This window comes from Burkholderia sp. THE68 (assembly GCF_009938265.1).
GTDB lineage: Bacteria > Pseudomonadota > Gammaproteobacteria > Burkholderiales > Burkholderiaceae > Caballeronia.
Window position 1 is genome coordinate 263155 of sequence record NZ_AP022319.1, and the last position, 17604, is coordinate 280758.

General features: G+C 64.4%; 15 protein-coding genes. 6 read left to right on the top strand and 9 right to left on the bottom strand.

The genetic code is table 11. The features are described 5' to 3' along the window. Positions 1 to 107: 107 nt before the first annotated feature. Complete coding sequence (locus tag BTHE68_RS29965) at positions 108 to 416, bottom strand: DUF4148 domain-containing protein (protein ID WP_162069931.1); 309 nt, start codon at positions 414 to 416, stop codon at positions 108 to 110. 256 nt (positions 417 to 672) lie between these two features. Between BTHE68_RS29965 and BTHE68_RS29970 the strand changes: the two genes are divergently transcribed. Next, entirely contained in the window at positions 673 to 1602 is a 930-nt protein-coding gene (locus BTHE68_RS29970; RefSeq protein ID WP_162069932.1) for a LysR substrate-binding domain-containing protein, read from the top strand. Here BTHE68_RS29970 and BTHE68_RS29975 read toward each other — a convergent pair. Genes BTHE68_RS29975 through BTHE68_RS29995 form a run of 5 tightly spaced genes read right to left on the bottom strand, consistent with a single transcriptional unit; the run spans position 1592 to position 7168 of the window. Continuing rightward, positions 1592 to 2299, bottom strand: coding sequence for a transcriptional regulator NanR (locus BTHE68_RS29975; protein ID WP_162069933.1), 708 nt, complete (start codon positions 2297 to 2299; stop codon positions 1592 to 1594). The two genes, BTHE68_RS29970 and BTHE68_RS29975, sit on opposite strands and share 11 nt — an antisense overlap. A gap of 39 nt (positions 2300 to 2338) precedes the next feature. Beyond that, positions 2339 to 3718: a 3-oxo-isoapionate kinase OiaK gene (gene oiaK, locus BTHE68_RS29980; protein WP_162069934.1), complete on the bottom strand. Its 1380-nt coding sequence runs from the start codon at positions 3716 to 3718 to the stop codon at positions 2339 to 2341. Then, complete coding sequence (locus BTHE68_RS29985; RefSeq protein ID WP_162069935.1) at positions 3715 to 4959, bottom strand: ribulose-bisphosphate carboxylase large subunit family protein; 1245 nt, start codon at positions 4957 to 4959, stop codon at positions 3715 to 3717. Before BTHE68_RS29985 ends, oiaK begins: the two co-directional genes overlap by 4 nt. Before the next feature lie 15 nt (positions 4960 to 4974). Next, the gene (locus BTHE68_RS29990; RefSeq protein WP_061177837.1) at positions 4975 to 5805 is read right to left on the bottom strand and encodes a phosphogluconate dehydrogenase C-terminal domain-containing protein; all 831 of its coding nucleotides are present in this window, start codon (positions 5803 to 5805) and stop codon (positions 4975 to 4977) included. A gap of 19 nt (positions 5806 to 5824) precedes the next feature. Further along, complete coding sequence (locus tag BTHE68_RS29995; protein ID WP_162069936.1) at positions 5825 to 7168, bottom strand: MFS transporter; 1344 nt, start codon at positions 7166 to 7168, stop codon at positions 5825 to 5827. 318 nt (positions 7169 to 7486) lie between these two features. Between BTHE68_RS29995 and BTHE68_RS30000 the strand changes: the two genes are divergently transcribed. Together BTHE68_RS30000 and BTHE68_RS30005 are read left to right on the top strand one after the other, a co-directional pair. Then, positions 7487 to 7765 carry a type II toxin-antitoxin system RelE/ParE family toxin gene (locus BTHE68_RS30000; RefSeq protein ID WP_162069937.1) on the top strand — a complete coding sequence of 93 codons (279 nt, stop codon included), beginning with the start codon at positions 7487 to 7489 and terminating at the stop codon, positions 7763 to 7765. Positions 7766 to 7775: 10 nt separating this feature from the next. Then, positions 7776 to 8072 carry a HigA family addiction module antitoxin gene (locus BTHE68_RS30005; protein WP_162069938.1) on the top strand — a complete coding sequence of 99 codons (297 nt, stop codon included), beginning with the start codon at positions 7776 to 7778 and terminating at the stop codon, positions 8070 to 8072. A gap of 45 nt (positions 8073 to 8117) precedes the next feature. Here the strand turns inward: BTHE68_RS30005 and BTHE68_RS30010 are convergent, their stop codons facing one another. Next, the gene (locus tag BTHE68_RS30010; protein ID WP_162069939.1) at positions 8118 to 9335 is read right to left on the bottom strand and encodes a tetratricopeptide repeat protein; all 1218 of its coding nucleotides are present in this window, start codon (positions 9333 to 9335) and stop codon (positions 8118 to 8120) included. A gap of 324 nt (positions 9336 to 9659) precedes the next feature. Between BTHE68_RS30010 and aspT (BTHE68_RS30015) the strand changes: the two genes are divergently transcribed. The 3 genes from aspT (BTHE68_RS30015) to BTHE68_RS30025 all read left to right on the top strand — a co-directional run bounded on the left by aspT (BTHE68_RS30015) (position 9660) and on the right by BTHE68_RS30025 (position 14835). After that, positions 9660 to 11348, top strand: a complete 1689-nt coding sequence (gene aspT / locus BTHE68_RS30015) for an aspartate-alanine antiporter (RefSeq protein WP_162069940.1) — start codon at positions 9660 to 9662, stop codon at positions 11346 to 11348. A gap of 129 nt (positions 11349 to 11477) precedes the next feature. Beyond that, complete coding sequence (gene aspT, locus BTHE68_RS30020; RefSeq protein ID WP_162069941.1) at positions 11478 to 13163, top strand: aspartate-alanine antiporter; 1686 nt, start codon at positions 11478 to 11480, stop codon at positions 13161 to 13163. Positions 13164 to 13185: 22 nt separating this feature from the next. Next, positions 13186 to 14835 carry a bifunctional aspartate transaminase/aspartate 4-decarboxylase gene (locus BTHE68_RS30025; RefSeq protein WP_162069942.1) on the top strand — a complete coding sequence of 550 codons (1650 nt, stop codon included), beginning with the start codon at positions 13186 to 13188 and terminating at the stop codon, positions 14833 to 14835. A 47-nt stretch (positions 14836 to 14882) separates the two neighbouring features. On the opposite strand, the gene BTHE68_RS30030 is transcribed toward BTHE68_RS30025, so the two are convergent. Both BTHE68_RS30030 and BTHE68_RS30035 read right to left on the bottom strand, forming a co-directional pair. Then, positions 14883 to 16160 (bottom strand): MFS transporter, encoded by a 1278-nt coding sequence (locus BTHE68_RS30030; protein ID WP_061177843.1) that lies wholly within the window; start codon positions 16158 to 16160, stop codon positions 14883 to 14885. A gap of 25 nt (positions 16161 to 16185) precedes the next feature. After that, positions 16186 to 17604 carry a M20 family metallopeptidase gene (locus BTHE68_RS30035; RefSeq protein ID WP_162069943.1) on the bottom strand — a complete coding sequence of 473 codons (1419 nt, stop codon included), beginning with the start codon at positions 17602 to 17604 and terminating at the stop codon, positions 16186 to 16188.

A 17604-nucleotide genomic window follows, 5' to 3' on the forward strand; every position in this document is an offset into this window, starting at 1 on the left:
TCGCCTGCATGGCGATAAGTTCGAAGGGTAATACGCTATTCACAGAAACGTATCAAGCCCGGACGGTCGATCCGTCCGGGCTTGCGAAGATGGCTGAACCCGCGCGCTTACGGCTTCGCGAAAACCGGTCCGAGACCGATGACGTCCGCGTCCGTCGAGCGCGCACCCGACGCGACGCTGCCGCCCGCCGGCGCGCCGTACGCGGTCAGGCCGTGGGCCGCATCGACACGCGCCTGCGCGGCCTGGATGTTGCGCGGGTATTGCGTCTGGTCGCTCGCGGGGTTGTAGCCCGCCTTTTGCAGTTCGACGAGTTGCGCGCGCACCTCGGCACGGGTAATCGGCTGGTTCGACTGCGCGAACGAAAGAGCCGGAATGGCGACAGCGGCAGCGACGATCAGCGATTGAATGACTTTCATGATTTACCTCCAGAGATTGTGATGGAAGGCCGTCTTGCCGATCCGCCGTGTGTTTCGGATCGTTCGGCTTGAAAGTATTAGAACCGCCGGACGTATCCGGCATGTTTCGCGAAACGCGCGTTATGAAACGCCGTATGTCGGCATTCGCCGCAGATACAGTGCGATACAAAGACGCCGCTTGGCCCCGCGCGCCGTCTACAATCGGCGTGTCCGTATCGCGACGGGAAACAATCGAGACCATCGACGGAGGAGACCCATGCAGACCCCGCGCCCTTCGCTGAACGCCCTGCGCGCGTTCGAGGCCGTGGCGCGCCTGCGCAGCATGACGCTCGCCGCGCAGGAACTGTGCGTCACGCACGGCGCGATCAGCCGGCAGGTGAAGGCGCTGGAGGACACGCTCGGCCTCACGCTGCTGGTGCGCTCGGCGCAGTCGTCGGACCCGACGCCCGAAGGCAGGCGCCTCGCCGAAGGCCTCACGACGGCGTTCAACCTCATCGACGCGAGCATCGAGCAGCTCAAGCCCGAGCCGCTCACGCTGTCGTGCTCCGCGACCATCATGATGAACTGGCTGATTCCGCGTATCGCCGGCTTTCACCGGCGCTATCCGCAGACCGAGCTGAAGTTCAACATGAACTACGACCAGATCGATTTCGTGCGCGACAAGATCAGCGTTGCGATCCGCGCGAGCACGATCGAGCCGCCGAAGGACGCGCTCACGCGCACGCTCATCGACGAATGGATCGGGCCGGTGTGCTCGCCCGATTACGCGCAGTCGATCGGCCTCGCGACGCCCGCCGATCTCGCGCGCGCGAAGCTGCTTGCCACGCGCACGCGTCCCGAGGCGTGGGCGGACTGGTATCGCGCGACCGACATCGCGCCCGTCGCCGGCGCGAGCGCGGATGCCTACGAGCACTTCTATCTGCTGATCCAGGCCGCCGTGTGCGGGCTCGGCGTCGCGCTCGTGCCGCAGATGCTCGTGATGAACGACCTCGTTTCCGGCAAGCTCGTCGCGCCGTTCGGCTTCGCGCCGGGGCCGCGCCAGCTCGTGCTGTGGGTCGCGCCGCATCTGCGCGCGCACGCCGACGTCGCGCAGCTGGAACGCTGGCTGATCGAGGAAATGAACGAGAGCCTGAAGGAGATGACCGCGTTCCTGCGCTCGCGCGAGAACGCTGCGCTCAGGACGTGATGAGCGTGCCGTACAGCGCGCTCGCGCGCGACAGATGCGCGTGCATCGCGGCGGCTGCCGCGTCGCCGTCGCGCGACGCGATCGCTTCGACGATGCGTTCGTGCTCCGCGAGCGTCAACGATTCGGCGCCGGGCGCGCGCACCATCGGCCGATAGTATTCGGACGCCCAGTTGAAGATGGATTCGACGATCGACGGATAGATCGGATTGCCCGTGACATGCGCGATCTCGCGATGAAACGCCATGTCGCAGGCGAGGAATTCGTCGCGATCATCGACCGCCGCGCGCTGCGCCTCGACCCGCTGCACGAGCCGCGCGATGTCCTCGTCCGACGCCTTCTCGGCCGCCATGCGCGCCGTGCCGGTTTCGAGAAAGAGCCGCGCCGCTTTCAGATGTTCGAGCATGTCCGGTTGCGTGCGCAGCAGATGCATCGTGCCGATGGCGATCTGTGCGATGAGGCTCTGCGCCGTCGGCACGACCACGCGCGCGCGCTCGCCGTGCGCGATCTCGACGATGCCGGAGCGCTCCAGCGTCTGCAAGGCCTCGCGGATCGCCGGGCGTCCCACGCCATAGGCTTCCATCAACTCGCGCTCGGACGGAAGCTGCGCGCCGGGCGCGATCTCGCCCGAGCGGATGCGCTCCATCAACCGGTCCAGTACGTCCTGATACAGCTTGCGCCGCTGAATGATGTCCGCCATCGGAATGCCCGTCTTCGATGATTCTTCGCGCCGACCTTATCACGAAGAAGCCGCTCGCGAAGCGCCGTCGCGCACATTGCCGAAGAAAGACACGCCGCCGATCTGCCCGCCTTTCAGCACGATTTCGAGGCCGTCGCGCGCGGGATCGCCGGACCATGCGCGGCACAGCGGCGCGCCCGGCGCCATGCCCGCCGCGACGCTCAATGCGCTGATGCCCAGCGTGCTCGCCACTTCGCCCGAGCTGTCGCCGCCAGCAACGACGACGCGTCGCAACGGCGCGCGATCGAGCAACCGGCGCATGACGTCGGCGAGCGTTTCGCCGACGCGGCGCGCAGCTTCGGCGCGGCTCAGGCCGGCGTCCGATGCGATGTCGTCGAAAGCGAGCACGGCGGGATCGTCGGGGCCTTCGGCGCTGAACACGAGCGGGCTGCGACCTTCGCTCACGGCTTGCACCGCGACGCCGACCACGCGTTCGATCTCGGCTTCGCGCGCACGCGCATCGAGCGCGCGGCGCAGTTCAAGCCGCTCGACGCGAAAGCCGTTGTCGCGCGCCCAGCGAATCTGCCCCGCCGTCACCGGCGAGCAGCTTCCGCTGACGGCGGCGATCACATCGACGGCGGATGCGTCGGGCAGCGCCGGCGTCTGCGGCACGAGGCCTTGCGAGCGCCAATGCGCCGCGAGCGCATATTGCAATCCCGACGACGACGCCGTGAACACGCCATCGCCGCGCCCTTCCCAGACGAGCTTGCCGCCGGCGGCGAGCGTCTCTTCGTCGAGCACGTCGATCATGACGATGGGCGCATCGTCGTTCGTCAGCGCGTTCAGGCGTTCGCGAACATCGGGCGAACGCAGCCGCACGAAATCGATCAGTTCGATGCGCCGCTGCGTTTGCTGCCGCAAATGCACGCGCAAGTCCGCTTCGTTCATCGGCGTGACGGGATGACGCGACATCGTCGGATGACGATCGAGCCGATAGCCTTCGCCGTCCACCGCCGCGAACAGATTGCCGAACGCCTGATAGCGCTTCAGACGCGGCGCGCCGACGATCATCGGCGACCATGTGCCGCGCATCCGCGTGACGCCGATATCGATGGCGCGGCCGATCGAGCCAGTATGCGGCGATGAATCGAAGGTCGAACAGACCTTGTATTGCAGGATCGGCGCGCCCAGTGCCGCGAGGCTCGCGAAAGCGCGCGGCAATTCGTCGTCCATCCATTGCGGACTGCGCCCGCGCGACGATCCCGCCAGCCCGACGCAACGCACATCGGGAAAGCGCGCGAGCAGCTCGGGCGTCGGCGCTTGCAGACAGAGCAGCGTCGGGACGCCGGCGGCGCTCAGCGCTTCCATCGCGTCGGTGGAACCCGTGAAGTCGTCGCCGTAATACGCGAGCAGCAGGCCAGCGGGCCATTGCGTGCTCATTTCCAGAACTCCAGTGCGGCCTTCAATGCCGGATTGCGCTCGGCATGACGCGCGAGCGGCACGCCTTCGATCGCCGCGACCCACGCCTCGCGCAACGCCTCGACGCCCGCCGCCACGCCGCCCGGATGACCGAAGATGCCGCCGCCCGCCGTGTGGATCAAATCCGCGCAGCCGATCGCCGCATACGTATCGGCCGCCTGCAAACCGGTCTGGCCCGAACTGAACACGGGCATCGCGGTCAGCGGCGCATCGTCCATCACCGGCGACAAGACCGCGCGCGCCGCCGCGATCACGCTTTCATCCGACTCGCTGAACTTGTTGCGCAAGCCATTCACATGCAGATGGTCCGCGCCCGCGAGACGCCACAGCATCTGCCACGGCGCGTAGTCCCAGCCGAGCGCTTCGGCGCGCGTCAGATAACCCCAGCCCGCGCGATGCGCGTGAATCGGCAACTGACTGTGCTTGCGCAACTCGGTCATGCCGACGAGACCGATCGAATTGAGCACCGCCATCACGCACGTGCCGCCCTGTTCGAGCACGAGATCGTGACGACGCTTCATCTGGTCGAGATCGCCGGTCACGTTGAACGCGACCATCACCTTCTTGCCGGTGCGTTCGGCGTGGTCGTTCACGACGCGCATCACCGCGCGCACGCGTTCATCGAACGGGCAATGCGAGCCATCGGCCTGTAGTTCGTCATCCTTGATGAAATCGATGCCGCCCGCGACCAGCGCCTTCACCTGCTCCGCGGTTTCCTCGGGCGAAAGTCCGACGCTCGGCTTGATGATCGTGCCGATGAGCGGCCCGTGCGTCACGCCCGACAGCTTGCGGGTGCCCTCGATGCCGAACGCCGGACCCGGATACGCCGCCGCGAACGATGCGGGCAGGCGCAAGCCGGTGAGACGCAAGCCCGACACCTGCCGCAGCTCGAACAGATTGCCCGCGATGGTCGACATCAGGTTCGGCAGCGATGCGCCGAAGTTTTCGATCGGCCATGACAGCTCCAGCACGCACTGCGTGTAGCGCGCCGATGCCGCGCCGCCCGGCAGACTCGGCGTCTCGCTGTGTCCCAGCACGTCGAGCCGTTCGACGCGCGCGCCCGAACGCGCCTTCAGCTCGGGCGTCTCGTTGGGCAGCGCGATGAAGGTGCCGCTCGACTGCTCGCCCGCGATCGTCTCGGCGGCAATGCGCGGGTCGACGCCGGTTTCGAGCCAGTAAGTGGCGTGGATGCGTTCGGTCACGGTCAGTTCCTCGTTTCAGGTAATACGGCGGATGCTTTCCGCGATCTCCTCGCGGTCGAACACGTTCTTCCAGTCGTCGCGCATCAGACGCGGCTTGCCGAACTCGATCGCCTTGTTGCACGCATCGGAGAACGCGCCGGGAATCTCGTTGAAGATCACCGCGCCGAGAATATTCATGTGGCCGAGCAGAAAGTCGCGTGCGGCCTGCTCGGGCACGCCGCGCTTGATGGTTTCATCCATCGCCTCGCGCATCACGTAGAGCAGCGTCGCGCAGATCGTTTCCGACAGACCCGGCTCCAGGATCGCCATCTGATCGACGGTCAGGCGATACGAGCGCAGGATCGGCGCATAGATCACCTTCGCGACGGCCTCGCCGAGATCGAACGCTTCCTCCGGCCCTTGCATCAGCGCGCTGACGATCGACTGCTTCGCGTGCGCGCCGCCGAAGTGATCGTGCACCGACTTTTCGTCGAGGTCGTAGTTGAAGATGATCGGATGGCACGGATGCGCGACGAAGTACGTCAGGTCCTTGCGGTCCGGAAGGTGGCCGGCGAACGGCGCGGCGGCATCGAGCGTCATGACCATCGTGCCGGGCTTGAGCTTCGGCGCGATCTCGTGCGAGAGCTTGCCGATCAGCGTATCGGGCACGGCCAGGATCACCACTTGTGCGCCGTCGAGCGCGGCATCGGCGGACACGCATTCGATGCCCAGTTCATCCTTCAGGCGCTTCTGTCCGGCCGCGCCCGGTTCGACGTGCGCGACGCGATAATCCGACTTCAGCAGATTGCTGGAGAGGCGCACGCCCATCTTGCCGCCGGCTCCGAACAACGCGATCTTTTCCTTCATGTCGATATCTCCAATGTGTTTAATGTGCGTTAGCGGCGACCGCTTCCGGCGTCCGCTCCTGGCTCGTGCGTCCGATGGCGAAAGCGAGCGCGGCGGACATGAGCATCATGGCGCCGACGATCAGCATCGGCAGTTGGTATGAGCCCGTCGCGTCCTTCGCCATGCCGGTGATGTACGGCGCGACGAAGCCCGCGAGATTGCCCACGGTGTTGATGAGCGCGATGCCCGCCGCGGCGGCGGCGCCCGACAGGAAACGCGCGGGCAGCGCCCAGAAGTTCGGCAGCGCGGAGAAGATCGCGCAGGCCGTCACGGTGATCACGGCGATGGTCGCGGCGGGCGAGTTCATCTGCATGGCGAGCGGCACGCTCAACGCGCCGACGAGCGCCGGCACGCCGATATGCCACGAGCGCACGCCGCGTTTGGTCGCGTCACGGCTCCACAGGAACAGCGCGAACGCGGCGGGCAGGTACGGAACCGCCGTGATCAGGCCTTTCTGGAACACGTTGAAATGCGTGCCGAAGCGCGCCTCGAAGCCGCCGATGATCGTCGGCAGGAAGAACGCCAGCGCATAGAGACCGTAGATCAGGCCGAAATACATCAGCGCGAACAGCCACACGCGTCCGCTCATCAGCGCGGCCATCGGACTGCCGTGGCCTTTGGCCGATGCGCCCTTCGCGCGCTCTTCCTCGTCCAGACGCGTGACGAGCCAGTCGCGCTCGGCCGTCGTGAGCCACTTCGCGTCGGCGGGTCTGTCGGTCAGATAGAACCACGCGATCACGCCGACGAGAATCGCCGGAATCGCGACGCCGAAGAACATGATGCGCCAGCCGGCGAGATCGAACAGCCCGTTGGCCTGGATCAGCAGCGCGGCGAGCGGCGCGCCGATGACGATCGTGAGCGGCTGCGCGAGATAGAACAGCGCGAGGATATGGCTGCGATGCTTCGCCGGCACCCACATGCTGAGGAACAGGATCGCGCCAGGGAAGAAGCCTGCTTCAGCGACGCCCAGCAGGAAGCGCAGGGTGTACAGCCCGTTGATGCTGCTGACCCACGTGAACAGTAGCGCGACGACACCCCACGTGACCATGATGCGCGCGAGCCAGCGGCGCGCGCCGAACTTGTGCAGCGCCAGATTGCTGGGAATCTCCAGCACGATATAGCCGATGAAGAACACGCCCGCTGCGAACCCGAATTGCGCGGCGGTGAGACCGAGATCCTTGGTCATCCCGTTCGGGCCGGCGAAGGAAATCGCGGTCCGGTCGAGAAAGTTGATGAAGAACATCAGTGCGACGAACGGCACGAGCCGCCACGACACTTTTCTGATCGCCGATTGCTCGACGGACTGCGTTTCTGCAACGTTCATGTCTCCTCCAGACGTAGCGCACGGATGTGGTCAACTGGTGTGATGAGTAGACCACTGCTGGAGGGGTGGTAAATATAGGTGGAAACGCCGAAAGGCCTCGATTTTTTCTCACATCTGGGTGCGTTAAGGTCACCGCCGTCGCCCAGAATTAAGCAGATCCTATTGCAGAAAACTCACATCGATCGCGGTGACGTTCTGGAGCGCTCACATTGACGCCGTCCGCCAACATCTGTATAGTGCAGCTATACACTATACAACTACTATCAGTGCCCATTGGAGTAATGCAAATGACTTATCTTTTCAGGCATTGGGAGAACCATGATCAAGTCATGGCGACACAAAGGGCTCGAGGAATTTTTCATTCGAGGAAGTAAGGCAGGCATCAGGCCGGATCACGCGTCGAAACTTAGACGTCAACTGGCTCAACTCGATGTCGCCCAGTCTGCGCAGGACATGAACGTTCCAGGCTGGAGACTGCACGGACTGGACGGCGATCTGGCCGGTCACTACTCCGTGAGCGTAAACGGAAACTGGCGGATGACGTTCAGGTTCGAAGGCACCGACGCCGTCCTGGTGGATTACCAGGACTATCACTGAGGTTCGGAATATGACTCAAATGTTCAACCCGCCGCACCCGGGTGAAACGCTTCGGGAAGACGTCCTTCCCGAGCTTGGTTTAACGGTTACTCAAGCGGCTGAGCAACTCGGCGTTACGCGCGTGGCGTTGTCGCGCGTGCTGAACGAGCGCGCCGGCGTCTCGCCCGAAATGGCACTTCGGATCGAGGGCTGGCTCGGCGTGGAGAATGGCGGACGTGCGGATCTGTGGCTGGCCCGGCAGGCAGCCTACGATTTGTGGCAGGCGCGATCGAAAGGCATGCCGAAGGTCGAGCGCGCACATCTCTGAGTTATCTGTCGAAGACTCAACGGCCGCTGGGAGACGCAGACGCTGCTATTCCCTTTGCCTGAACTCAGCGGCCTCCCGCGTGACGCCCTCGCATTCCGACGCAAAACTCATCCACATATCGCCGAAATCCCGCTCCAGAAGCTTGCAGTGAATCGGATAGAGCATCGAATTGCGTAGCTGCTGCATGTCCCGCTCATCGTAGGAGCACAGCAGGCTATGCAGTTTCACCTCGATGTCCCGATACGCCTGCGCATCGGGGCAGGCATCGACTTTCATTGCGATGAAATCAGCCGGGTAAGCGTCGATGAATTCCGCGACATCCGGATAGCGCTTCCGATCGTCGAATCGCGACACCTTGTCCAGTTCATTGAAGAAGTGATATTCGACGAACGGCTGGTCATACGTGTTGTACTTCCATCGGCCGGGTTCGATCCCGAAGCACACGCACAGCATTCTTCCGGCGATCTCGTGTGTGTCGCCGTCCTTGAGTTCCTCGATCAGCTTCTCGCGAAAGCCATTCCGATAACCGAGCGTGACCAGATTCGCATGTTCGAGCTCGCGTGCGATTTCTGTCGGGAATTCGTTGGCCTGTTCTTCGTCGAGCCGCTTCGCTTTGAGAAGATCCTGCAATGCTTCGAAGTGCCGGATTCGCTTGCCGAAAAGATTCGCCCGATTGATGTACGGCACCGGATTCGCGCTTGCCTCGATGGAACGCGTGTAGCAATCGATCGCTTCCGTGGACCGGAATTGCAGCGCATGGCGCATTCCCTGTTCGAAGAGCGCCTTGCCGCGCTCGTGTGCATCGTCGTGACCGGCTTTCTCTTCCGATGCATCGTTCGCTGCATGAAGGTGTGCGCGCGCGAAATCTTTCGTGAAATCGGCAGCGCCCACGATCTGCTCGGAACGGCTGAAGCCTTCCTTTTCGAAGCTGGCGGCAGCGGTCATCACCGCGTTGGCCACGCGCTGCTGCGAAAACCACGTCTTCGCCTGTTCCGCCGACATGCCGGCGTCGACCGCCGCCTTGGTCGTCTCGATCACGAGCTGCTTCTGAAACGCCGGGTTGAGAATCGATGTCGGCAACGTGGCGCTGCCCGCCTGCGCGGCCGCGCGGGCGCTGGCTTGCGCGTCCAGATAGGCGGCGCGGGTTTTCGCCGCCTTGCCTCGCAGATAACCGCGACCGAGCAGGATGGCGACGTAGGCGATCAGGGACAGGCCCGTCGTCGGCCAGGCGAGGAACAGGGCCACGAGAAAAAGCAACGCCATGAAAGAGCGAACTCCGTTTGCACCAAGAAGACCGGCCGCGCGTGGCCGGTCAGACGTGAATATCCGTACACGTCGATATCGGCATGTCGGCGGATATCTTTAGATTCATCGTGAAACTCGATTCACAACTATCAATAATATATTTTTCATAGATTTAATCGAATGCCTATATTGCGTATTTAGATTATCGGTACCAACGACGACGCCTCTAAGGTGGCGTCGTCAAGGCTTCGCGCGCATTTCAGGCTGGAAAGTCAGTTGAAATTTCCGTATGGAATTTAAAAGCAATCCATTCGAATAGACGAAATTTCCGGGGACGCGTAGATGATCGCTGAATTGTTCAGGTCTCAGCCGGAAATTGCGTTGTTCGCGAGTCTTGCATTCGGATATCTGATTGGCTCTTTCAAGATCGGCCCGATCCAGTTGGGCGGCGTGTGCGGCACGCTCATCGTTTCGCTGCTGCTCGGCCAGACGGGTGCGCGCCTGTCACCCGACCTGAAGAACGTCGCATTTGCGCTCTTCATCTTCGCGCTCGGCTTCACCGGTGGCCCGCAGTTCTTCGCCAATGTCGGGCGCGGCTGGCGCTATGGGGTTCTGTCTATCGTCGAAATCGTCTCGGTGCTCGTGCTCGTGTTGCTCGCCGTCGCGCTGCTGCATCTCGATCCTGGCACCGCAGCGGGGCTGCTGGCGGGCGCGGCGACCGAATCGGCCGTGATCGGCACGGCGTCGGAAGCTGTCTCGAAGCTCGGCTTGCCCGACGCCGACACGCTGCGCCTGCAGGCGAATATCGTCACCGCGTACAGCGTCAGCTATCTGTTCGGGCTTATCACCATCGTGCTCTTCACGAGTCAGTTCGCCGCGCTACTGATGCGCGTCGATCTGCGCGAAGAAGCCGAGCGCGTGTGGCGCAAGCTCGGCGGCGGCGATTCGCTGGGCGAAGGCGAGCGGCTCGCCGCACCCGCGCTCGTGGGGCGCGCGTTTCGCGGGGGCCGCGCGGCGGGCATCACGGTCGGCGCGTTCGAGGCGCAATACGGCCACAACCTGACCGTCGAGCAGATCGAGCGCGGCGGCGCGCCGCTGGCCGTCGCGCCTGACCTGATGCTCGCGGCTGACGATCTCGTGCTGGTCGGCGGGCGGCGCGAGGCGCTGATCCAGGCAGCGCCGACACTCGGTGAAGAGGTCGCGTCGGGTCATCATTTTTCGACGGCGCTCGCCGACATGGTCGACGTCGTGCTCACGCGCAAGGACGCCCACGGCGCGACGATCCGTCAGTTGCGCGAGCGCGCGGACCCCGAGCAGGGACGCGGCATCTACATCGCGGCCGTGACGCGGATGGAGAACCGCGTGCCCGCGCTGCCCGGCACCGTGCTCAATCGCGGCGACGTGCTGACGCTGGTCGGCGCGAAGGCCGACGTGCTGCGCGGCGCGCAGCGGCTCGGTTATCTGCTGCCGGCCACCTTGAAGACCGACTTCGTGTATCTCGGCCTGGGCGTGCTGGTCGGCATGGCGATCGGCCGGCTGTCGGGCACGTTCGGCGGCGTCACGCTCGCGCTCGGCACGGGCGGCGGATGTCTGCTGTCGGGACTGCTGTTCGGGTGGGCCCGCTCGTTCCATCCGATCGTCGGTTCACTGCCGCCGGCGGCGGCGCAGATCCTAAAGGACTTCGGGCTCGCGACCTTCATCGCCGCAGTCGGCCTGTCGGCCGGGCCGGATGCGATCAAGCTCGTGCATCAGTACGGCCTCGCGCTGCCGGTCGTCGGCATTCTGATGGTGCTGGTGCCGGGTCTGCTTTCGCTGTGGATCGGCAGGATGTTCCTGAAACTCGATCCGCCGATGCTGCTCGGGGCAATCGCCGGCCAGCAGTGCAGCACGCCCGCGATCAGCGCGCTCGTGGCCGTCACCGGCAATTCGACGCCCGTCATCGGCTACACGATCACCTATGCGCTGTCGAACATTCTGTTGCCGCTGATGGGGCCGGTGGTCGTCGGCCTCGCGGCGCAGTTCCGGGGCTGAAGGGGCGCCATGCGCCAATTGGACACAACCGGCGTCGATCGTCAGGGAGGCGCGGCTTTGCGATTGAGCAAGGAAGACGGCACCACATCGGTGCATAGTACATGTTCGCGTTTTCATTGAGAGGGCACGATGGACTGGATACACAACATCTTTCACAAGTCACCCGAGATAGCGTTGTTCCTGTCGCTGGCCGTGGGGTACTTCATCGGCCAGATCAACTTCGGCAAGTTCCAGCTCGGCGGCGTGGGCGGCTCGCTGCTGGCGGCCGTGGTGATCAGTCAGGCGGGCGTGTCGATCGACAACGGCGTGAAAGCGGTGATGTTCGCCGTCTTCATCTACGCGGTCGGCTACGACTCGGGGCCGGGCTTTTTCAACTCGCTCAACCGCAAGACGCTGCGTGAAATCGCGATGGCGGTGTTTCTGGCCGTATCGGCGCTCGTGACCGTCATCATCTGCGCGAAGATTTTCCATCTGAACAAGGGGCTCGCAGCAGGCCTCGCGGGCGGCGCGCTCACGCAGTCGGCCATCATCGGCACGGCGGGCGATGCCATCGCGCGTCTCGGTCTGCCCGCCGAAGAAGTGAAATCGCTGCAGTCGGACGTCGCCATTGCGTACGCGGTGACGTACGTGTTCGGCTCGCTCGGCGCGATCATCGTGTGCGTGAACATCCTGCCGAAGTTCATGGGACGCGACCTGCGCTCCGCCGCGCTCGATGCCGAAGCGAAGCTCGCGGGCGGCACGCCGTCGCGCGGGCCGGGGCAACTCGCGGCGCTGCCCGAACTGGTCGGGCGGGCGTTCAGGGTCGGACCGGCGGCGGGGCGCAAGGTCTCCGAGATCGAAATGGCGGCGCAAGACTTCGTGTCGGTCGAAAAGATCCGCCGCGCGGGCAAGGAGATCGAGCCGGGGCCGGACGTCGTGCTCGCCGCCGATGACATCGTGCTCGTGGTCGGGCGGCGCGAGGGCATGGTGCCCGTCGCGCCCAGGATCGGCACGGAAATATCGGACGTCACCGATGTCAGCGCGGTCATGCAGACGCGCCAGGCCGTGTTCACCGCGAAAGGCCTGAACCACACGACGATCCAGAAAGTGCGCGAGACCGTCGACCGCGATCTGCGCCACGGCGTCTTCCTCGAAAGCATCACGCGCGTCGGGCAGCCGGTGCCGATCCTGCCCGAGACACAGCTCGAACATGGCGACGTGCTCACCTACTTCGGCTCCGCGAAAGACACGAAGCGCGCGGTGGAGGCGACGGGCTACGAGCTGCCCTACTCGATCAAGACCGACTTCATCTATATGGGCGTCGGCATGGTCGTGGGGCTGTTGATCGGGCTGGTCGTGGTCAATATCGGCGGCGTGCCGCTCACGCTCGGCTCAGGCGGCGGCTGCCTGCTCGCGGGCCTCGTGTTCGGCTGGATGCGCGGCAAGCATCCGATGTACGGCGTGATGCCGCCCGCCGCATCGCGCCTGTTGCAGGACTTCGGGCTGGCGGCGTTCGTCGCGGTGGTCGGTCTGAATTCGGGACTGCAGGCCGTGACGACGATCAAGCAGCTCGGCGTCACGATCTTCCTGCTCGGCGTGGTCGTGACGATGGTCCCGCTGCTGCTCACGATGCTGTTCGGCCGCTACGTGCTGAAGTACGACAACGCGGCGATTCTGGCGGGTGCGCTGTCCGGCTCGCGCAGCGCGAACCCGGCGTTCGGCGGCGTGCTGGACAAGGCCGAAAGCGCCGTGCCGACCGTGCCGTTCGCGATCACCTACGCGATCGCGAACGTGCTGCTCACATTATTGGGACCGCTCGTCGTCGGTCTGGTTTGAATCTTTCACTGGAGAACGCATCATGGCAAAGGCCAACAAGAGCAAGGATCAGGCAGCGCTGCAGGCATTGAGTCCGTTCGAACTGAAAGACGAGCTGATCAAGGCGGCGGGCGGCGGAGCAGTCGAACGTCCGGCCAATATCTCGATGCTGAACGCCGGACGCGGCAACCCGAACTTTCTCGCGACGATTCCGCGCCACGGCTTCTGGCAGCTCGGCCTCTTCGCGATGCGCGAGTCGGAGCGCTCGTTCGCGTACATGCCCGAGGGCGTCGGCGGTTTTCCGAAGCGTGAAGGGCTGAGCGAGCGCTTCGAGTTATTCCTGCGCGAGAACAAGGGCGTGCCCGGCATCGCGTTTCTCGCGGGCGCGGTGTCGTATGTGCGCGATCAGCTCGGCCTGTCGGGCAACGATTTCCTCTATGAGATGTGCGAAGGCATTCTCGCGTCGAACTATCCGGTGCCGGACCGGATGCTGAAGCTCTCGGAAGTCATCGTCGGGCAATATCTGCGGCGCGAGATGATCGGCAAGTATCCGTTCGTCGGCGAGTTCGACATCTTCGCCGTCGAGGGCGGCACGGCCGCGATGACGTACATCTTCAACACGATGAAGCAGAACCATCTGATCAAGGCGGGCGACACCATCGCGCTCGGCCGCCCGATCTTCACGCCGTACATCGAGATTCCGACGCTCGGCGAGTACGACCTGAAAGTCGTGAATCTGGATGCCGATGTCGAGAACAACTGGCAATACTCGAAGGCCGAACTCGACAAGCTGCGCGATCCGAAGGTGAAGGCGTTCTTCCTCGTGAACCCGAGCAATCCGCCTTCCGTGAGGATCAGCGACGAGAGCCTCGAATACATCGCGCAGATCGTCAAGGAACGCCCCGATCTGATCCTGCTGACGGATGACGTGTACGGCACCTTCGCCGACGACTTCGTGTCGCTGTTCGCGCTCGCGCCGAAGAACACGATTCTCGTCTACTCGTACTCCAAGTATTTCGGCGCGACGGGCTGGCGGCTCGGCACGATCGCGACGCACAAGGACAACATCCTCGACAAGCTGATTTCCGAGTTGCCGAAGGACACGAAGAAGATCCTGCACCATCGCTACGAGTCGATCACGACCGAGCCGGACAAGCTGAAGTTCATCGACCGGCTGGTTGCGGACAGCCGCACTGTCGCGCTGAATCACACGGCGGGACTGTCGACGCCTCAGCAGGTGCAGATGGTGCTGTTCTCGCTCTTCTCGCTGATGGACACGCCGGATGCCTACAAGGACGCGCTCAAGCGCCTGATCCGCAGCCGCAAGCGCGCGCTTTATGAAGAGATCGGCATCGCGTTCGACGAGAAGGACGCGAATCAGGTCGACTACTACTCGATCATCGACATGGAGTATTTCGGCGAGCGTGCGTACGGGCGCGAATTCGTCGACTGGCTGCTCAAGCACACCGAGGCGTCGGAACTGCTGTTCCGTCTGGCGACCGACGCGCGCGTCGTGCTGCTGCCGGGCATGGGCTTCGGCACGAAGCATCCGTCGGGGCGTGTATCGCTCGCGAATCTCAACGAGTCCGACTACCGGAAGATCGGACGCGCGATCCGCAAGCTCACCGACGAGTATGTCGAGCGCTATATCAAGGAGACGGGCAAGAAGATCGAGAGAAAAGAGGTGAAGTAAGGACGACTGTGCCAGGACTGCCCGCTGCATGCGGCGGGCAGCCGCCCTCACGCCGCGACGCGCAACGCCCCCATCCCGCCCTTGCCCCGGCTCACCGCAGCCAGCGCCGCGAGACTGATCATCGCGGTGAACATCATGTAGAAGCTCGGCGCCGCCTTGCTGCCGGTCGCGCTCAGCAGCCAGATGATGATCGCGGGCGTGAAGCCGCCGAACACCGTCACGCCGATGTTATAGCCGATCGACATGCCCGTCGCGCGCGTCGACACGGGAAAGATCTCCGACATCAGCGCCGGCAACGCGCCGAAGTAGATCGCCTTGAGCAGCGCCAGCCACGCGACGAGCGCGAACAGCGCCGGCACCGACACATGCCCGACGACATACGCGAACGCCGGATACCCCGTCACGAAAAGCAGCAACGCGGCGGTCGACATCTGCTTCACGCGCCCGATCTTGTCCGACAGATGGCCTGCGAACGGCGTGACCAAGGTCAGCATCAATCCCGCGACGGTGCTCGCCGCGAAGCCCGTCGAGGCATCGAGATGCAGCTCGCGCATCGCAAACGTCGGCACGTACTGCAGCAGATAGTTCACTGCCGTCGACACCGTCAGCGCGCCGATCGAAATCAGCAGCAAGGTCTTTTGCCGCGCGAACACATCGCGCACCGGCGTGGCCGTATGTTCGGCTTCGGTGTAATCGGTCGCGTCTTCCAGATAGCGCCTCAGGAACAGGCCCGCCGGCCCGATCAGCAAGCCGAAGAAGAACGGAATGCGCCAGCCCCAGGCGGCGAGTTCGGCGGCGGGCATCAGCTTGGCGAGCGCGAAACCGAAGAGCGACGCGAGCAAGGTCGCGAGTCCTTGCGTCGCGAATTGCCAGCTCGCGAGCAGGCCGCGCCGGTCGGGCGCGTGCTCGATCAGCATGGCCGTGGACGCGCCGAACTCCCCGCCCGCCGAAAAGCCCTGGATCAGACGCGCGATGAACACGCCCGCCGGCGCGATCAGCCCGATCGACGCGTAAGTCGGAATCACCGCGATGATCGCCGTGCCGATCATCATCAGGCCGACCGACATCATCAGCGCCGCCTTGCGCCCGCGCTTGTCGGCATAGGCGCCGAGCACCATGCCGCCGATCGGCCGCACCAGATACGATGCGCCGAACGAGCCGAAGGTGAGCAGCATCGACGCTGTCTCGTTCGCGGCCGGGAAAAAGTTCTTCGCGATATACACCGCGAAAAACGCATAGATCGCGATATCGAACCATTCGAGCGCGTTGCCGACCGAAGTCGCGAGCACGATCTGCGTCAGACTCAGAGGCTTTTTGTTCATGATGTCCGCGTGTGAGTGAAGTCGTCTGTCAACGGGCGTTGCGCGTGGCGACGATCGCCTCGCCCGCTTCGCCGAGATCCCACCAGAGGCCCGCCATCAGGCCGAGCGATTCGCGCATGACCGGCGCGAGCACGTGCTCGTTCGGCGCGTGCTGATTGCAGGCGGGATATGAATGCGGCACCCAGAGCGTCGGCAGGCCGAGCGTTTTGGCGAAGACGTCGTTGGGCACGGTGCCGCCGAGATTCGGCAGCAAGGCCGGCTTCTTGCCGGTGGTCGCGCGCATCGAATCGAGCGCCCAGTGCACCCACGGATCGTCGAGTTCGAGACGCGTCGCGGGCGTGCCGCGCGTCGCCTTCACGCTCACTTCGGTGAAGCCCTGCGCCGCGAAATGGCTTTCGAGATGCGTCTGCAAGTTCTCCCAGTCCGTGCCGACGACGAAGCGCAACTGACACACCGCTTTCGCGGCGGGCGGAATCGCGTTGACGGGCGCATCGGCGTTGCCGGATTTCATCGCGAGCACTTCGAGCGCATTCCAGCCGATCACGCGTTCGGTCGGCGTCAGGCCCGGTTCGCCCCAGGTCGGATCGATCTCGGGCGAGCTTTCGTCGCGGCCCAGTTCGATATCGGCGAGCGCGGCGCGGACCGCAGCGGAAATCGGCGGCGGCCGCAATCCCTCGACAGTAATGCGCCCGTTGCGATCGACGAGACTCGCGATCGCATGGGACAGCACGACCGCCGGATTGCGCAGCACGCCGCCCCAGTTGCCCGAGTGATGCCCGCCTTCGCGCAGATCGACCGTCAGTTCAAACGGCACGCCGCCGCGCGAACCGAGAAAGAGCGTCGGCCGCTCCGCCGAGACGCGCGGGCCATCGGACGCGATGAACACATCGGCTGCGAGCGCGTCCTGGTGCGCGGCGCAGACTTCGTCGAGACCCGGCGAGCCGATTTCCTCGCCGGTCTCGAAGATCACCTTCACGTTGTAGCCGAGCTTGCCGCCGCGCGCCTGCAGCACCGCTGCGAGCGCCGCGAAGTTGACCGAATGCTGGCCCTTGTTGTCGGCGGTGCCGCGACCGTACCAGCGGTCTTTGTCGACGACGATCTCCCACGGCTTCAGGCCCGCGCGCCATTGCTCGTCGTAGCCGCGCACGACATCGCCGTGGCCGTAGGTCAGCACGGTCGGCGCGCGATCCGACTCGTGCCGTTCGGCGATCAGAAACGGCGGGCCGTCGGCGACGGGGTTTTCGATCACGCGCGCCGTGAAGCCGAGACGCGCGAGCGTGTCGCTGACTTCATCGGTCAGATAGGCGTGCAGCGCGGCATTCGGCCCGTTCTGGCTCTCGGTGCGAAACGCGACGCGGCGCTGCAAATCGGCCAAAAACACGCCCGAATCGAACGACTGGCACGCTATATCGATGGCGGTTTTTCGAGTGTTATGGGGCTCTTTCAC